This is a genomic window from Calidifontibacter indicus (genome assembly GCF_003386865.1).
In the GTDB taxonomy this organism is placed as follows: domain Bacteria; phylum Actinomycetota; class Actinomycetes; order Actinomycetales; family Dermatophilaceae; genus Yimella; species Yimella indica.
In genome coordinates this window covers 2,739,546-2,755,967 of the sequence record NZ_QTUA01000001.1, presented here as the reverse complement: position 1 = coordinate 2,755,967, position 16,422 = coordinate 2,739,546, and the positions used below count along the sequence as shown (strand labels likewise).

The window sequence follows — 16,422 nt, the reverse complement described above, 5'->3', positions numbered from 1 at the left end:
CGACACTGGCGCGGTGCGGATGAGCGAGTTCTGGCGGCTGGTCGAGGAGGAGTTCGGCAGCGGCTACGGTCGCGTGCTGATCGACTCGCATGTGCTGGCCGAAGTCGGCTACCGCACGGGCGGCGAGGCGCTCGCGGCCGGCGTCGCCCCGCGCGAGGTGTGGCGGGCGTTGTGCGTCGAGATGGAAGTGCCCAAGGAGCGCTGGCTCGGCAAGGACCGTCCGATCCGTGACGGCGGCCGGGCCGACTGAACGACGGCGCGCGACACGCGACACGCCTGCGCCGATGCTCGTACGAATGTTCGATCTGGTGGCGTAGGCTCATCCCCAGGTGCCACACCAGGGCCATTTCGTCCCCAGGCGTGGAGACGGCAGCGGTGGTTGTCGGTGGTGGCCCCTAGCGTCTGACCTCAGTCGAACCCACACGCAGGTTCGCACCGGTCGCCGGTAGGCGCGTTCACCACGAGACCCATAGGAGCATCGCTCATGGCAGCTGCAACAGGCACCCGGAACGTCCCGGCAGCCGACAACGCCAACAAGATCAAGTCCCTCGACGCCGTGATGGCGCAGATCGAGAAGGCCCACGGCAAGGGTTCGGTCATGCGGCTCGGCGACGACGTCCGTCCGCCGATCGACGTCATCCCCACCGGTTCGATCGCGCTCGATGTCGCGCTCGGCATCGGCGGTCTCCCGCGTGGCCGCGTGGTGGAGATCTACGGTCCGGAGTCGTCCGGTAAGACCACCGTCGCGCTGCACGCGGTCGCCAACGCCCAGAAGAACGGCGGCATCGCCGCGTTCATCGACGCCGAGCACGCGCTCGACCCCGAATACGCGAAGAAGCTGGGCGTCGACATCGACTCGCTGCTGGTCAGCCAGCCCGACACCGGTGAGCAGGCGCTCGAGATCGCCGACATGCTGATCCGCTCCGGGTCGCTCGACATCATCGTCATCGACTCGGTGGCCGCGCTCGTGCCGCGCGCCGAGATCGAGGGCGAGATGGGTGACAGCCACGTCGGTCTTCAGGCCCGCCTGATGAGCCAGGCGCTGCGCAAGATCACCGGTGCCCTCAACTCCACCGGCACCACCGCGATCTTCATCAACCAGCTGCGCGAGAAGATCGGTGTGATGTTCGGTTCGCCCGAGACCACGACCGGTGGAAAGGCGCTGAAGTTCTACGCCTCGGTGCGTCTCGACGTGCGTCGCATCGAGACGTTGAAGGACGGCACCGACGCGGTCGGTAACCGCACCCGCGTCAAGGTCGTCAAGAACAAGGTGTCCCCGCCGTTCAAGCAGGCCGAGTTCGACATCCTCTACGGCCAGGGCATCTCCCGCGAGGGCGGCCTGATCGACATGGGTGTCGAGCACGGCTTCGTGCGCAAGGCCGGAGCCTGGTACACCTACGACGGCGACCAGCTGGGGCAGGGCAAGGAGAACGCCCGTAACTTCCTCAAGGACAACCCCGACGCCGCCGACGAGCTCGAGCGCAAGATCAAGGAGAAGCTCGGGGTCGGCCCGAAGGCGGCCGACGCCGAGACCGGCGAGCCCGACGGTGACGTGGCCGGTGGCGCTCCGCTCGCCGCCGTCAAGGAAGTCGCCGTCGACTTCTGATCGGGATGACTCCCAGTGACCAATCCCTTTGATCGGCAGTCGAGTCCGCCGGATTTCGTTGATCCGGCGGACTCGACGCCCCTCGAGACACGCGAGGCTGCGACGTCCGCGAAGCCGGTGAAACCGGCCCGCGAACGCAAGAAGAAGCGTGCTGCGCCCGCGCCGGAGCAAGACCGCGACGCCGACCCCTACGAGGTGGCGCGCACGATCGTGCTGCGCCAGCTGACGATGGCGCCGCGCAGCCGAAAGCAGTTGTCCGACAAGCTCGCTCAACGCGGATGTGACCCCGACATCGCCGACGCCGTGCTCGACCGGATGACCGAGGTCGGCCTCATCGACGACGAGGCCTACGCGCGGATGCTCGTGCGTTCCCAGCAGGCCGGCCGCGGTCTCGCCAAACGGGCACTCGCTCAAGAGTTGCGCAAGAAGGGCGTCGACGACGACATCACCCGAGCGACCCTCGACGAGGTCGACCCGGAGGACGAGAAGGAGCGTGCTCGCGCGCTCGTCGCCAAGAAGATGCGCTCGATGCACGGACTCGACGCGACCGTGCAGACCCGTCGCCTCGCCGGCATGCTCGCCCGCAAGGGCTACTCGTCGTCGGTCTCGTGGTTGGTGATCCGCGAGGCGATCGCCGACGCGCCCGAGCACCAGCGCGACTGAGCACTTTCGACCTGGCGCCGGCTCACACCCGGTAGTACGCCCCGGCGCGCAGCGAGTCCTCGTCGACGATCTGCTTGCCGAGCGGGAAGAGCGCGGCCGGGATCATCTTGAGGTTCGCCCAGGCGAAGGGGATGCCGATGATCGTGATCGCGAGGCCGACGGCGGTGACGACATGCGCGATCGCCAGCCAGATACCGGCCAGGATGAACCACAGCACGTTGCCGATCGCCGACCCGACGCCCGCGGTCGGCTTGTCGATCACCGTCCGCCCGAAGGGCCACACCGCGAAGTTGCCGAGTCGGAACGAGGCGATCCCGAACGGGATCGTCACGATCAGGAGGCACATGATCACTCCGGCCAGCGCGTAGGCGAGCCAGAGCCAGAAGCCGGCGAACACGAACCAGACGATGTTGAGCAGTGTCTTCACGTCGCCCATTCTCACCTGTGGCCGCTTGCTCGCACCTATGGTGCGGTCATGGCAGTTCGAAATCCAGCGGCAAGAGCGGGGTTCGCCCTTGCCGGCGTGCACGTCTGCGTCGGAGCATTGCTGGTCATCGGCTGGTTGGGCATGTTGGGGCTTGCCTTCTTAGCGGGGCAACCCGGGCAATTCGGCGCCTCCGCGCTGACGCCGTACCCTTGATCGGTCATGACGAAGGCGGCCGGTGAAGCGATGAAGACGTACGAAGTGCGCACCCACGGATGTCAGATGAACGTCCACGACTCCGAACGGATCAGCGGGCTCTTGGAGTCGGCGGGCTACGTCGACTCCGCGTCGTTGTCCCCGGGCGATCGCCCGCAGGTGCCCGACGTCGTCGTGTTCAACACCTGCGCCGTCCGCGAGAACGCCGACAACAAGTTGTACGGCTCGCTGGGCCACCTGCGTCCGTGGAAGGACATCAACCCCGACCTGCAGATCGCCGTCGGTGGTTGCCTCGCGCAGAAGGACCGCGCATCGATCGTCGAGCGGGCGCCGTGGGTCGACGTCGTCTTCGGCACGCACAACGTCGGCGCGCTGCCGGTGTTGCTGGAGCGCGCCCGGCACAACGCCGACGCGCAGGTCGAGATCGTCGAGTCACTGGAGACCTTCCCCTCGACGCTGCCGACCCGACGTGACTCCGCATACAGCGGCTGGGTGTCGATCTCGGTCGGCTGCAACAACACCTGCACGTTCTGCATCGTGCCGGCGCTGCGCGGCAAGGAGAAGGACCGCCGTCCGGGCGACATCCTCGCCGAGGTGCAGGCACTGGTCGACCAAGGCGTCGTCGAGATCACGCTGCTCGGTCAGAACGTCAACAGCTACGGCGTGGAGTTCGGCGACCGGCAGGCGTTCAGCAAACTGCTGCGGTCGTGCGGCGAGATCGACGGCCTCGAGCGGGTGCGCTTCACCTCGCCGCACCCGGCCGCGTTCACCGACGACGTGATCGAGGCGATGGCCGAGACCCCGAACGTGATGCCCTCGCTGCACATGCCGCTGCAGTCGGGCTCGGACAAGGTGCTGCGCGAGATGAAGCGCTCGTACCGTTCGGCGAAGTTCCTCGGCATCCTCGATCGGGTGCGTGACCGCATCCCGCACGCCGCGATCACCACCGACATCATCGTCGGGTTCCCGGGCGAGACCGAGGCCGACTTCGAGGAGACCATGCGGGTCGTTCGCGAGGCGCGGTTCTCCTCGGCGTTCACCTTCCAGTACTCCATCCGTCCGGGCACCCCGGCCGCGACGATGCCCGACCAGTTGCCGAAGGCCGTCGTGCAGGATCGCTTCGACCGGCTGCTCGAACTGCAGGAGGGCATCTCCTGGGCCGAGAACCGCACGATCGAGGGCCGCACCATCGAGGTGCTCGTCGCACCCACCGAGGGCAAGCGCGACAACGAGACCGGCCGCATGTCGGGTCGTGCGCAGGACAACCGCCTCGTGCACTTCGCGGTGCCGACCGGTGACGGTGTCGAGCTTCCGCGGCCCGGTGACTTCGTCAAGGTCGACGTCACGTACGGCGCCGCGCACCACCTGATCGCGGACGGCGTGCTCGATGGCGGCACCTTCGAGGTGCGCCGCTCGCGTGGCGGCGACGCCTGGGAGGCCTTGCAGCCGGGTCGCGCCGAGGGAGCGACCGCGAAGCCGAAGGTGTCGCTCGGCATGCCCTCGATCGGCAAGCCGGCTCCGGTCGAAGCTCCCGCCTGCGGGATCTGAGCGGGCATCTCGCCCGACGCCTCGACCAGCACACAGGCTAGGTGCGCGCGAGGTCGCGCACCGCGGCGATGTGGTCGGCCAACACCGCACCGCGTCGCCACACGATGCCGATGTCGCGGTGAGCATCGTTGTCGCGCAACGGGATCAGTCGGATGCCTTCGGTATTGTTGGTCTGATCGTCGTCGGGCAACAGGCCGACGCCGATGCCCGCCGACACGAGCCCGGCGACCGTCGCGAGTTCCTGGCACTCCAGCGCGATCGTCGGGGTGAAACCCGCCGCCGAGCACACCTCGTCGAGCACGTGCCGGATGCCGAAACCGTGGGCCATGCTGACGAACGTCTCGTCACGCAGTCGCTCGGCCCAGATGGTGCGCTCACCGGCCAGCGGGTGATCCAGTGGCACGGCCAACTGCACGCGCTGGCGCTGCAGCAACCGCCAGGCGAGTTGGTCGTCGTCCGGGCGGGGTGCCACCACGCCCAGGTCGAGTTCGCCGCGCCGCACCCGCGAGGTGACATCGAGCGAGGCGCCCTGGAAGAGTTCGAATCCGATGCCGGGGTCGGCGTCGCGGGCACGGCGGATGAGGCGCGGCACCAGCCACGTGCCGAAGGAGTGCAGGAAGCCGAGCCGCACGATGCGTAGTTCGTCCGCGTCGTGCAGGCCGAGCTCCGCGCGGGCGAGTGCGGCGTCGGCGACGCGAACCTGCTCCACGAACGCGCGCCCCTTGTCGTGCAACGAGATACGACGTCCGTGCCGGTCGAACAAGGTTGCGCCGAGGTCTGATTCGAGCCGAGAGAGACGACGGGACAGCGTCGGTTGGGGGATGCCGAGCAGGTCGGCGGCGGCGCTGACGTTCTCCTCGTCGGCGAGCACGACGAGCCATCGGACGAGATCGCGCATGGTCTCGACCCTAATGTCAGAACTGCATGAGCGGGAGTTGTGTTACGCATTTCCATCATGTGCGCCCGTCGGCCAGGCTGGTTCTCATGAGTCTTGCTGAGCGCGCGGAGGCGAAACCGTCCGTCGGCGCAACGCCGGGGGAGCGGGGGTATCGGCGCGGGGAGCCGGGCTATCGCGACATCACCCTGGCGCTCTTCGCTGCCGGCATGGCCACCTTCGTCGCGATGTACGCCGCGCAGGCCGTGTTGCCCGACCTCACCAGCGACTTCTCGGTCGGTCCGGCCACCGCGGCGCTCGCCGTGTCGGCGACCACCGGATTTGTCGCCTTTGCGATCATCCCCGGCAGCGCGCTGTCCGAGCGATTCGGACGCGTCCGCGTCATGGCGATCGCGGCGTTGGCGTCGGCGCTGCTGGGCTGCCTGGTGCCGCTCGCGCCGTCGATGGAGGTGCTCATCGTGCTGCGCGCGCTGCAGGGCATCGCCCTCGCCGGCGTGCCCGCGACCGCGATGGCCTACCTCGCCGAGGAGGTCGACTCCGAACATCTCGGTGGTGCGATGGGGAAGTACATCGCCGGCAACACCATCGGTGGCTTGTCCGGACGTCTGCTCGCCTCGCTCGTGCTCGACCACGCCAGCTGGCGCATCGCCCTCGAGGTCGTCGCCTTCGCTGCGCTCGCCTTCACCGGGCTGTTCCTGTGGCGTGCCCCGAAGTCGCGGTTCTTCCGGCCCTCGCCCGTCGGTTTCCGGTCGACCACAGGCAACCTGCTGGGCCACCTCGGCAACGCACGGTTGGTCGCGCTCTACCTGACCGCGTTCCTGCTCATGGGCGGGTTCGTCGCCGTCTACAACATGCTCGGATTCCGTTTGCTCGCAGAGCCGTTCGGGCTGCCGAAGTCGATCGCGGGTCTGGTTTTCATGCTCTACCTCGCCGGCACCGTGTCGTCGGCGTGGGCCGGACAACTGGCCGACCGGTTGGGTCGCAAGCAGGTGATGGTCGCGGGGGAGGTGCTCACGTTGGGCGGGTTGCTGCTCACCCTGCCGGGCAGCCTGCCGTTCGTGATCGTCGGTGTCGCGTTGTTCACGGCAGGCTTCTTCGCGGCCCACTCGGTGGCCAGCGGCTGGGTCGGCGCGATCGCCACCGAGCACCGCGCCGAGGCGAGCGCGCTCTACCTGTTCTCCTACTACGCCGGCAGCTCCGTGCTCGGCGCCTGCTCCGGTCTGTTCTTCACCTCGGCCGGTTGGAACGGCGTCGTCACTTACGTCGGCGTCTTGTGCGCGGCGGCCATCGCGCTCGCTGCCCTCATGCCGTTGCTGCGCCGGCGGCGGGCAACCCCCTGAGTCACCCGCCGCCGACGCACCTCACCCGGCATCACTCCCTGCGCACGAGGTCGGCGCTGAGCGGGCGTCCCAGCCCGGGCAGGGTGAGCGCCGCGACGGCGACCGCGCCGAGGCACGCGCCGCCCCACAGCAGGAGAAGCTGGGTGCCGGGGAACGATCCGAGCGCATCGCCGAAGGCGAGGTAGGTGCGGCCGGTGACCCAGCCGGCGACCACCGCAACTGTGACGCCTGCGAGCAGTGGCAGCACCACGCCGAGGAACTGCGCGTGTCGCAGCACCCGCACGTCGGTACCGAGCACGCGGGTGGCTGCCACCGACCGGCGCCGTTCTGCGGCCCGGTCGATGACGTTGATGACGACGGTGAGCAGTCCGACCGCGATGACCGCGGCGATGAGGGTGTAGGTCATCGTGCGGTAGACGGCGACGTTGTCGTAATTGTCCCAGTCCTCGCTGCTGGCGACAGGAAGATCTGAGGTCCACGGCAGGCGCGCCCCTGGGGCGATGCCGAAGACGATCGCGTCGGGTCGCACGCCGGCCCGCTGCATGACGCCGGGCGGCACGACGACGGTGTTGCTCCACGTGTCGAACCAATAGGGGCCGTTGCCGCCGGCAGCCACGGCGTCGAAGTGCACCGACCCGGTGGACACCGCTCGCAACCGGACGCCGTGAGTGGAAACCGTCGGCAGCGCCTTCGGCCGGCTCGAGTTGCTCGGAACGAGCCACGCCGAGTCGTCCCGGCATCCGGAAACTGTTGCCACTGAACGTAACCGGGCACACGAGATCACTGTGGTCGAGACACCGTCGACATCGGTCGACTGCGTCGTCGTCCAGCCGGCATCGGCCCACGTCACCCCCGGGGTGCGGCGAACGCGTTCCAGCATCGCCGCGTCGGGTGGCGCCTGCAGCTGTGTCATGTCCACGGTCTCGTGCTGCATCGCCCACTGTGCGCTGCGGTACTGCGGGGTGGTCGTGAAGATGGTGAACACGGACAGTCCGAACGCGGCGGCGAAGGTGGCGATGACGAGTCCGGCGAGCGCTCGGGAGGTGGCGGAACGGTCGGCCTCCATCCGCCGTCCGGCGAGCAGCGCGGTGGCACCAGGAATGCGGCGCAGGGCGCGACCGAGGAGCGTGGTGAGCGATGAGCCGGCGAGCACCAGGCCCGAGATGCTGGCGAAGAAGCAGAACGCGAGGGGGAGCACCGACGGCGGCTGGTCGTTCTGCCCGCGGTAGGCACTCGTTGCCAGGAGTCCGACGACGAGAGCGACGACGAGCAGCGCCAGTGGCCACCACACGTGCCGCGCGCGGCCGACGGTGCGAGCCTGCGACAGCGCCGAGCGCGCCGATCGCAGCGCCGGGGCCACCGATGACAACCCCGCCGCCAGCAGCACCCCGACCGTCGCGGCCACGGCCCAGGTGACGTGAGCCGGCGGAACGGTCTTGGCGCAGCCGTGCTCGACGAGCAGGTGCAGCAGCGTCCATCGCATCGTCAGCCACGCGGCGAAGCCGAGGGCCGCACCCACGGTTACGAGGGCGAGTGTCTCCACGAGTGCCACGACCGCCGCATTGCCCCGCGACAGCCCCATGAGGCGCAGTCGGGACAGTCGCCGGTCACGGCCCGCCGAACTCAGTCGGCTGGTGGTCAGCATCAGCACGACGACCGGCGCAGCGACGACGGCGGACAGGATCAGGTAGGCGATCTTGTCGTCGCGTTGCAGGAAGGTCTCCGGGTTCCGCAGCGCGTACGGCAGGTCGAGACTGAGCAGCAGCACCAGGAGCCCGCCGGCGGCCGACGCGACCACGGTGACGGCCCGCGCACGTCCGGCGCGCAGTGCGAGGCGTAGCCCCAACGCGGCCCCGGTGGAGACGGCCGTCATCGCATCGAGGTCAGGTCGGCGGCGCGCACTCGTCCGTCGCGCATGGTCACGTTGCGGTGCGCATACGACGCCACCCGAGCATCGTGCGTCACCAGCACGACGGCCGCACCACGGCTCTGTGCGGCGGTGACGAGCGAGTCCATGACGAGTTCACCGGCCGCCGAGTCGAGTGCGCCGGTCGGCTCGTCGGCGAAGATCACGGCCGGCTCGTGCACCAGTGCGCGGGCCACCGCCGTCCGCTGCGCCTGACCGCCGGAGACGACGCCGACTGTGCCGTCGGCGACATCGCCCACCTCGAGTTCGTCGAGCATCGTGCGCGCCCGGTCTCGGGCTTCGGAGCGCTTGGTGCCGAGGAGTTGCAGTGGCAGCATGACGTTCTCGACCATCGTCAGTTCGGGAATGAGGTCGCCGAACTGGAAGACGAAGCCCATGCGCTGCAGCCGGATTCGGCTGCGTTCGGCGTCGCTGCTGCGGGTGAGATCGGTCGATTCGAAGAGCACCGATCCGGAGTCGGGCACGAGCACTCCGGCCAGGCAGTGCAGCAGCGTCGACTTCCCCGAACCGCTGGGGCCCATGATCGAGACGACGTCCCCGGGGGAGAGGTCGACCGAGACGTCCTGCAGCGCCTGGGTCGTGCCCAGCCGGAGGGAGAGGTCGCGGGCCTGGAGCAGTGTCATGACAATTCCTTCGTGAGGTCGCCGAGTCGACGTCCGGCGGTCTCGATCCAGTCGAGGTCGGCGCTGAGGTGAGCTATCTCGTAGTCACCGGCGAGTCGGTCGACAACGTCACCGGCCCGCCGCGCGGCCGTGATCTCGCGCATCCGTGCGAGGTAGAGGTCGCGGTGGCTGTCGAGCACGTCGCGTGGATCGAGCCCTGCGACGAGTGCGAGCACGACCTTGGTGAACAGTTCCGTCGGGCGTCCGACCGGAAGGGACGGGGTGCGGATCCAGTGGTGCACGGTCGTCACCCCGGAGTCGGTGATCGCGTACAGCCGCTTGTCGGCCGCGCTGCCCTTCTCGAACCCGAGATCGCTGAGGTAGCCGTCGCGTTCGAGGCGGGTGAGTGTCGAATACACCTGTGCCGGACGCAGATCGCGCTCCTGGCCGAACAATTCGTCGTATCTCTGTTTGAGCGCGAAGCCGTGGTTCGGCTGGTGCTGCAGCAACGCGAGCATCGTCATCGGGACCGTCATGTCCGCCAATATAAACCCAGTGTATGCACCGAGTGCATATTGGGTGGTCGGAGTGTCGTCTACCGTGGAGGCGTGATTTCGCGACAGCAGCAGTGGTGGTGGCCGACCTCGTAGGCGGCCACCGATATCGAGACACCCATCCCAAGAATCGCCGCCTCGTCACAGGCGGCGTTCGTCGTTCCCGGGCTCGGGAGACGGGCCGGGACACGCAGGTGACGGGGCTCCCACCAAGGAGCAGACCGATGAACATCACCACTTCCACCGTCGAGAACCCTGTTGACAACACAGTCGACACCACAGTCGAGACCACCGACGACGTCTCGTTCGACGGTTCGTTCGAAACCGCCCGCGTGCGCAGCGACACCTTGCGCGCCGTGATCGACGGACCCGACTCACCCAGCCGTCGCCGCCTGCGGGTGTTGACCGGAGACCGTCCGACGGGTGCCTTGCACATCGGCCACTATCTGGCCTCGCTGCGGCAGCGGGTCGAGTTGCAGGACAAGGGAATCGACAGCTTCGTGGTGATCGCCGACTACCAGGTGATCACCGACCGTGACGCCGTCGGGGCCATCGACGACAGCGTGATGGGGTGCGTGCTCGATTACCTAGCGGCCGGCATCGACCCCGCTCGATCGACGATCTTCACCCACTCCGCGGTGCCTGCGCTCAACCAGCTGATGCTGCCCTTCCTGTCGCTGGTGACCGACTCGGAGTTGCGCCGCAACCCGACGGTCAAGGACGAACTCGCCGCCACCGACGGACGACCGATGTCGGGGCTGTTGCTCACCTATCCGGTGCATCAAGCCGCCGACATCCTGTTCTGTCGCGGCAACGTCGTGCCGATCGGCAAGGACAACCTGCCGCACGTCGAGCAGACGCGGGTCATCGCGCGGCGCTTCAACCGGAGGTACGCCGGTGGCGAGACGGTCTTTGCCGAGCCCGACGCGTTGCTCACCAACACGCCGCTGCTGCTCGGGCTCGACGGCCACAAGATGAGCAAGTCGCGCGGCAACACGATCACGCTCGGCATGAGCGCCGACCAGACCGCGCGCGCGATTCGCAAGGCACGCACCGACGGCGAGCGCGCCATCACCTACGACCCCGTCGGCCGCCCGGAGGTGGCGAGTCTCCTCAAGGTCGCTTCGGGTTTCACCGGGCAGTCACCGGCACTGATCGCGCAGGCGATCGGCGCCGGTGGGGCGGCCGAGCTCAAGCGGGTCGTCACCGACGCGGTCAACGAGGGGCTGGCCGAGCATCGCCGCCGACGCGCCGAACTCGCGGGCGATCCCTCGTATCTGCGCCGGGTGCTCGCCGAGGGCAACGCCCGCGCGAACGACGTCGCGGACGCGACGCTGGCCACCGTCCGCAGCGTGATGGGCATGTCGTACTGAGCCGGCTTGTCGGCGGACGGTGGCAGGCTGGGGCCATGGCAGCGATCGGCACGCCCGGGGGATCGACCGAACGTCCCGCGCTCTTCTTCGACGACGCGGCGCAGTTCCGGCACTGGCTCGAGGTCAACCACGAGACCGCCACCGAGCTGTGGATGGGCCTCTACAAGCGACACGTGCCCACGCGCGGCCTCACCTGGCACGACGCCGTCCCCGAGGCGTTGTGCTTCGGCTGGATCGACAGCGTGGTGCAACGCATCGACGACGACGCCGTGCGGCAGCGGTGGACCCCACGCAAGTCCACGAGTGTCTGGAGCGCGATCAACATCGCCCATGTCGAGCGGGTCACCGCGGCCGGTCTGATGCACCCGGCGGGCATCGCCGCCTTCGAGCGCCGCAAGCCCGAGCGCAGCGGCATCTACGCCTACGAATCGGGGCAGACGCTGAGCGGCGAGCAGTCGGCGCGGTTGCTCGCCGACCCCGCGGCGGCAGCGTTCTGGGCCGAGACGACGGCTTCCTACCGGCAGAGCGCCGAGAACTGGGTGGCCTCGGCCAAACGCGAGGAGACCCGCGAAAAGCGGTTGCTGCAGCTCATCGACGACAGTGCCAACGGGCGGCTGATCCCCACCCAGCGCTACGGCAAGATGCCGAAATGGGTGGAGCGGGCGGCGGCCGCTGCGCATGCAGCAGCCACCGCCCGCCCCTCCTGAGTACCCGTCGTCAGTTGCCCTTCACGTTGACGATCTGCCGCAGCGTGTGCCGCACCTCCACCAGGTCGGCGGCGTCCGCCATCACCTGGTCGATGTCCTTGTACGCCTGCGGGATCTCGTCGATGAACGCGTCGGTGTCGCGGTACTCGATACCGACCATCGCGGCCTGCAGTTGCTCCCGGCTGAAGGTCTTGCGCGCCTTCGACCGCGAGTACTCCCGACCGGCACCGTGCGGAGAACTGTTGAGCGACAGCGGGTTTCCCTTGCCGACCACGACGTACGACGCGGTGCCCATCGAACCGGGGATCAGGCCGTCACGACCCGCCTCGGCGTTGATGGCGCCCTTACGGGACAGCCACACCTGCTTGCCGAAGTGGGTCTCCTGCTCGGTGTAGTTGTGGTGGCAGTTGATCCGCTCCTGCTGCTGCACCGGCGCGCCGATCCAGTACTCCAGCTGGGTGATCACCCGGTCCATCATCTCCTCCCGGTTGAGCAGCGCGTAGTGCTGCGCCCACCGCAGCTCCCGGATGTACTTCCAGAACTCGTCGGTGCCCTCCACCAGGTACGCAAGATCGTTGTCGGGCAGCGGAATCCACCACTGCTCGGCCAGCTTCTGCGCGACCTTGATGTGATGTGCGGCGATCTTGTTGCCGACACCGCGAGAGCCGGAGTGCAGGAACAGCCACACCCGGTCGAGCTCGTCGAGGCTCACCTCGATGAAGTGGTTGCCGGAGCCGAGCGTGCCCAGCTGCAGCTGCCAGCGTCCGGCGTACTGCGACGGGTCGAATCCCGCTTCGGCCGCCATCGCCGACAGCTCGTCGAGCCGGGTCTGGGTGTGCTCGCGGGAGATCCGCCGGTTCGCAGCACCCGCCGACAGCGGGATCGACCGCTCGATCTGCTGCCGCAGCTGCGCCAGATCACCACTCATGTCGGTCTTGGTGAACTGCGTCCGCACCGCGATCATGCCGCAGCCGATGTCGACTCCGACGGCGGCCGGAATGATCGCACCGAGCGTCGGGATCACGGACCCGACCGTGGCGCCCCGTCCGAGGTGGGCGTCGGGCATCAGCGCCAGGTGCGGGAAGACGAAGGGCATCGACGCCGTCTTCTCCGCCTGCTCACGGGTGTTGTCCTCGAGGATGCTGGCCCAGTTCCAGAGCCGGTCGTTGATCTTCTGCATGGTCGAACCTCCCTTGGTCCGTCTTCGATGGTGCGTGAATGGTGTTGTCGGGCAACAAGAAACGCCCGGTGAACAGACCACCGGGCGTTCGACGTCGCGTCGATCTCAGTCGATCCGTGACGGTTGAGCAGCGGTGGTGAGCGTCGGGTGGCGACGCTCGTCCAGGCAGCGCAAGCTGCCTTCCGGCTTGGCGCCGGAAGGGCAGAGAGTCCCCTCGTGGGACACCGCGTGGATCGACATGACTTGGAGTCTGCCGACCGGCGCACCTGCGCCGCAACCGGATTACCGCCGGGCTCTACGCTGTCTGCCATGTTGCGCGCGGTCGAGATCCGGATCACCGGGAAGGTGCAGGGCGTCTTCTTCCGTGCGTCGTGCGCCGAATACGCCCGCCAGCTCGGCGTGCGCGGGTGGGTGCGCAACGAGCCGGACGGTTCGGTGCGTGCACACATCGAAGGCGGCTGGACGTCGGTCGAGGAGATGCTCGCCTGGTGCCGCCGGGGGCCGCGGCGGGCGGAGGTCACCGACGTCGAGGTGACCAAGGTGCCGGCGATCGACGCCGAGGGGTTCGTGGTCGACCGGTCCACCGATCACTGACGCGCGAAGTCGGGGTGCTCGCGCGGGCTCGAGTTGGCCGTGCCGCCGGTGAGGCGCGCGTACGTCTCGTGGCAGCGCTCGCAATCGCAAGACGTCGTCGTGTGCATCGTCCCGGAGTTCCGTGCCGAGCCGGGTGGGTAGAGCGGCTCGAGCCGATGCCCCGGCAACGCGAAGGTCTCGATGAGCGTGGGTGCCGCGTCCGGACGTCCGGCCGAAGTGTTGCAGCACGCGCAATCGGTGTAGCCGCGGCTGCGGGCGTCGTGGATCGAGATGCGGTGCGCGCACTCGAGACACAGGTGGTCCAGCACGCTCACTGAGCTGCCGCCTTCGGTTGCTCGGCACGGTCGGTGTCGGCAGCGCTGTCGGGGCGGATCGGCATGATGAGGTTCAGGTAGCCGTCGTTGCCCAGCACCACGACCGGGGCGAGGGGGCCGTCGAGGTGCAGTACGGCCTCCGAGCCGGCCGAGCCGAGCGCGTCGAGCAGGAACTCGTTTCGCACCCGAACTGCGCCGAGGTCCGGGTAGGTGTCCGGCGCGGGGGTGAGGCGCACCATCCGATCGAGTCGTTCGGAGCCCGGAAGGATCAGGTCGACGTCCGGGTACTCACCCGCGAGCGCGCTGGTCACCGTGTCGAATCCGTTGCCGCGCAACGTGATCCGTTGGTCCGCGACGCTGATCTGCACGTTCGGCGAGGAGTCGGCGAGGAGGTCGTCGACCAGCGGGCACGACAGCACCACGCTGCCGGCGCCGGTGTGGTCGAGCATCGTCAGCGGGGCGCGGGCGAGGCGGTGCCGGTCGGTCGCGAGCACGTTCGCACCATCGCCGGTCAGCTGCAGGCGCACCCCGTGCAACATGGGGAATGCGTCGTCGTCGCAGACGGCGAACCGCACCCGGCGCAGCGCGCTGCGCAACTCGTCGCCGGCCACCGACACGCTGAAGCTCAGCGTGCTGCGGCGCTCGCGGATGCGGTCGACCTCGCTGCGTGCGGCCTCGACCGCCACCTCCAGCCGGCGAAGATGTTCGTCCAGCAGTTCGTCGACGGCCTCGTCGTCGGTGCGTAGGTCGAGGGCCACACGAAGATCGTTGACCGGCATGCCGATTCGGCGCAGCGAGGCGAGGAGCACTGCGTCGGCGACCTGAACGCCCGAGTACCGGCGATAGCCGGTCGACGGGTCCACGGCGGCGGGGACGAGCACGCCTTCACGGTCGTAGAAGCGAAGGGCGCTCACCGTGAGGCCGCAGCGGCCGGCCAGGGTTCCGATGGTCATGAGGTCTTCCACGCCGATCACCCTGCACCCTCAAGCAGGTCGAGGGTCAACACGGCGGTCGTGCACCCGTCGCTGCCGACGCGATCACTCACCGGTTCTCGACACGAACCCGGTCTCGTAGGCGGTGACCACGGCCTGCAACCGGTCGCGTACCCCGAGCTTGGCGAGGATCCGCGCCACATGGGTCTTCACCGTGGTCTCGGCGACGACCAGCGCGGCCGCGATCTCTGCGTTCGACAGGCCGCGGGCCATGAGCCGCAGGGTTTCCTGTTCGCGGTCGGTGAGCGAGCGGAGGTTCTCCGGCAGTTGCGTGGCAGGTTCGGGGCCGGCGAACCGTTCGACCATCCGGCGGGTGATCGCGGGTTCGATGAGCGAATCGCCGCTGGCCGCGGCCCGAACGGCCGCGAGCAGCCTCGTCGACGGCGCGTCCTTGAGCAGGAAGCCGGCCGCGCCTGCGCGCAGCGCCCGGTAGACGTACTCGTCGTGACCGAAGGTCGTGAGCACGACCACCGTCGGCGGCTCGGGCCGGCGCAGGATCTGCTCGGTGGCCGCCAGCCCGTCGGTGCCGGGCATGCGGATGTCCATGAGGATGACGTCCGGCCGAACCAGTGCCGCCTGCCGGACGGCGTCGTCACCGTCCACCGCCTCTGCCACCACCCGCAGGTCGGGCTCGGCCTCGAGGATCACTCGGAAACCGGTGCGCACCAGTTCCTGGTCGTCGGCGATGAGCACCGTGATGAGCGGCGTGACCTGCGACGTGATGAGGGCAGTGGGATCGTCCACCCCTCCATTGTGCTGGCGCACCACCGTCCGGGCAGTCGTTCTCGAGGATGACTCGCTCGGCCGAAGATCCTTCCTGCAGACGATGCCGGGCGGTGCCGAGCGGCGGCAGGCTTCGAACACGGTCCTGTGGGGGGACCTCATCACGGAGGAGAGATCGATGGAACTGCTCAAGAGGGTGCGTCCGATGGACTACCTGCTCACCGGCGCACTGGTGGTCGTCGCGATGCTGATCGGACTCGAGAACGTCAACGCCAAGAGCGCGGACGACGTGGCGCACGTGATCGAGTCGCACTCGACCTGGATCATCCCGGTCTTCGTGCTCGCTGTGCTGCCGGTGTTGCTTCGGCGCAGCGCGATCGTCGCGGCGATCTGGGCGTCGGCCGCGGTGGTTGGTGCGAGCGTGCTGATGTTCGGCTGGATCGTGCGGTGCGGGTTCGGTCTGCCGCTGTCGTTCGTGCTGGCCTACTCGCTCGGGCGGTTCGCGAAGAACCGGTCCGAGTTGGGTGCCGGGTTGCTCGGTCTCGTGGCCCTGCAGGTGGCCGTTCTGATCCGCGACTCCGCCACCGACGGCGCCGGGATCATGGTGGCGACCGTGCCGATCGCCATTGTGCTGACGGCGGTCGGGCTGTTCGTCCACAATCGGACGAGGACGGTCGCGGCGCCGGTTCAGCCGCAGGCCGAGCGCGTTCACGCATAGGGGGCAGGTCATGGGTGAGAGCCGCCGCGACAGGTCAGCTGGGTCC

18 protein-coding genes are annotated in these 16,422 nt (G+C 68.6%); 9 read left to right on the top strand and 9 right to left on the bottom strand.

Translation table 11 applies throughout. The annotated features are described in order from the left end of the window. The first annotated feature begins 19 nt into the window (after window positions 1–19). The 3 genes from DFJ65_RS13100 to DFJ65_RS13090 all read left to right on the top strand — a co-directional run bounded on the left by DFJ65_RS13100 (window position 20) and on the right by DFJ65_RS13090 (window position 2,269). The gene (locus DFJ65_RS13100) at window positions 20–250 is read left to right on the top strand and encodes a DUF3046 domain-containing protein (protein WP_425452994.1); all 231 of its coding nucleotides are present in this window, start codon (window positions 20–22) and stop codon (window positions 248–250) included. 309 nt (window positions 251–559) lie between these two features. Beyond that, window positions 560–1,606, top strand: a complete 1,047-nt coding sequence (recA, locus tag DFJ65_RS13095; RefSeq protein WP_425453028.1) for a recombinase RecA — start codon at window positions 560–562, stop codon at window positions 1,604–1,606. Window positions 1,607–1,723: 117 nt separating this feature from the next. Beyond that, on the top strand, window positions 1,724–2,269 hold the full coding sequence (locus tag DFJ65_RS13090; protein ID WP_245950251.1) for a regulatory protein RecX: 546 nt from the start codon (window positions 1,724–1,726) through the stop codon (window positions 2,267–2,269). 22 nt (window positions 2,270–2,291) lie between these two features. Here DFJ65_RS13090 and DFJ65_RS13085 read toward each other — a convergent pair whose 3' ends face one another. Then, complete coding sequence (locus DFJ65_RS13085) at window positions 2,292–2,696, bottom strand: YccF domain-containing protein (RefSeq protein ID WP_115924308.1); 405 nt, start codon at window positions 2,694–2,696, stop codon at window positions 2,292–2,294. Between the two features lie 219 nt (window positions 2,697–2,915). Here DFJ65_RS13085 and miaB point away from each other — a divergent pair, with 219 nt between their 5' ends. Further along, a complete protein-coding gene (gene miaB / locus DFJ65_RS13080; RefSeq protein ID WP_115923394.1) occupies window positions 2,916–4,457 on the top strand; it encodes a tRNA (N6-isopentenyl adenosine(37)-C2)-methylthiotransferase MiaB in 1,542 nt (513 codons plus the stop codon). A 37-nt stretch (window positions 4,458–4,494) separates the two neighbouring features. On the opposite strand, the gene DFJ65_RS13075 is transcribed toward miaB, so the two are convergent. Further along, window positions 4,495–5,355, bottom strand: a complete 861-nt coding sequence (locus tag DFJ65_RS13075; protein WP_115923393.1) for a LysR family transcriptional regulator — start codon at window positions 5,353–5,355, stop codon at window positions 4,495–4,497. Between the two features lie 86 nt (window positions 5,356–5,441). Between DFJ65_RS13075 and DFJ65_RS13070 the strand changes: the two genes are divergently transcribed. Beyond that, on the top strand, window positions 5,442–6,692 hold the full coding sequence (locus DFJ65_RS13070) for an MFS transporter (protein ID WP_115923392.1): 1,251 nt from the start codon (window positions 5,442–5,444) through the stop codon (window positions 6,690–6,692). Between the two features lie 31 nt (window positions 6,693–6,723). Here DFJ65_RS13070 and DFJ65_RS13065 read toward each other — a convergent pair whose 3' ends face one another. From DFJ65_RS13065 to DFJ65_RS13055, 3 genes are read right to left on the bottom strand one after another with little or no spacing between them, the layout of a single operon-like run. Further along, a complete protein-coding gene (locus DFJ65_RS13065) occupies window positions 6,724–8,565 on the bottom strand; it encodes an FtsX-like permease family protein (RefSeq protein WP_115923391.1) in 1,842 nt (613 codons plus the stop codon). Continuing rightward, window positions 8,562–9,242, bottom strand: a complete 681-nt coding sequence (locus tag DFJ65_RS13060) for an ABC transporter ATP-binding protein (protein ID WP_115923390.1) — start codon at window positions 9,240–9,242, stop codon at window positions 8,562–8,564. Before DFJ65_RS13060 ends, DFJ65_RS13065 begins: the two co-directional genes overlap by 4 nt. Next, window positions 9,239–9,757 carry a PadR family transcriptional regulator gene (locus DFJ65_RS13055; protein ID WP_115923389.1) on the bottom strand — a complete coding sequence of 173 codons (519 nt, stop codon included), beginning with the start codon at window positions 9,755–9,757 and terminating at the stop codon, window positions 9,239–9,241. The genes DFJ65_RS13060 and DFJ65_RS13055 overlap by 4 nt, the downstream gene beginning before the upstream one ends. Before the next feature lie 242 nt (window positions 9,758–9,999). Between DFJ65_RS13055 and trpS the strand changes: the two genes are divergently transcribed. Both trpS and DFJ65_RS13045 read left to right on the top strand, forming a co-directional pair. Next, entirely contained in the window at window positions 10,000–11,148 is a 1,149-nt protein-coding gene (trpS, locus tag DFJ65_RS13050; protein ID WP_115923388.1) for a tryptophan--tRNA ligase, read from the top strand. Between the two features lie 35 nt (window positions 11,149–11,183). Beyond that, window positions 11,184–11,855, top strand: coding sequence for a YdeI/OmpD-associated family protein (locus DFJ65_RS13045; protein ID WP_115923387.1), 672 nt, complete (start codon window positions 11,184–11,186; stop codon window positions 11,853–11,855). Window positions 11,856–11,865: 10 nt separating this feature from the next. On the opposite strand, the gene DFJ65_RS13040 is transcribed toward DFJ65_RS13045, so the two are convergent. Next, window positions 11,866–13,035, bottom strand: coding sequence for an RtcB family protein (locus DFJ65_RS13040; protein ID WP_115923386.1), 1,170 nt, complete (start codon window positions 13,033–13,035; stop codon window positions 11,866–11,868). A 309-nt stretch (window positions 13,036–13,344) separates the two neighbouring features. On the opposite strand from DFJ65_RS13040, the gene DFJ65_RS13035 reads away from it, so the two are divergent. Next, window positions 13,345–13,629, top strand: coding sequence for an acylphosphatase (locus tag DFJ65_RS13035; protein WP_115923385.1), 285 nt, complete (start codon window positions 13,345–13,347; stop codon window positions 13,627–13,629). Here DFJ65_RS13035 and DFJ65_RS13030 read toward each other — a convergent pair. The 3 genes from DFJ65_RS13030 to DFJ65_RS13020 all read right to left on the bottom strand — a co-directional run bounded on the left by DFJ65_RS13030 (window position 13,623) and on the right by DFJ65_RS13020 (window position 15,679). Continuing rightward, window positions 13,623–13,943: a hypothetical protein gene (locus DFJ65_RS13030; protein WP_115923384.1), complete on the bottom strand. Its 321-nt coding sequence runs from the start codon at window positions 13,941–13,943 to the stop codon at window positions 13,623–13,625. The two genes, DFJ65_RS13035 and DFJ65_RS13030, sit on opposite strands and share 7 nt — an antisense overlap. After that, window positions 13,940–14,896 carry a DNA polymerase III subunit beta family protein gene (locus DFJ65_RS13025; RefSeq protein WP_147301393.1) on the bottom strand — a complete coding sequence of 319 codons (957 nt, stop codon included), beginning with the start codon at window positions 14,894–14,896 and terminating at the stop codon, window positions 13,940–13,942. Before DFJ65_RS13025 ends, DFJ65_RS13030 begins: the two co-directional genes overlap by 4 nt. Window positions 14,897–14,980: 84 nt before the next feature. Further along, window positions 14,981–15,679, bottom strand: coding sequence for a response regulator (locus DFJ65_RS13020; protein ID WP_245950249.1), 699 nt, complete (start codon window positions 15,677–15,679; stop codon window positions 14,981–14,983). Window positions 15,680–15,836: 157 nt separating this feature from the next. Between DFJ65_RS13020 and DFJ65_RS13015 the strand changes: the two genes are divergently transcribed. Beyond that, window positions 15,837–16,376 carry a hypothetical protein gene (locus tag DFJ65_RS13015; RefSeq protein WP_147301392.1) on the top strand — a complete coding sequence of 180 codons (540 nt, stop codon included), beginning with the start codon at window positions 15,837–15,839 and terminating at the stop codon, window positions 16,374–16,376. The last annotated feature ends 46 nt before the right edge of the window (window positions 16,377–16,422 follow it).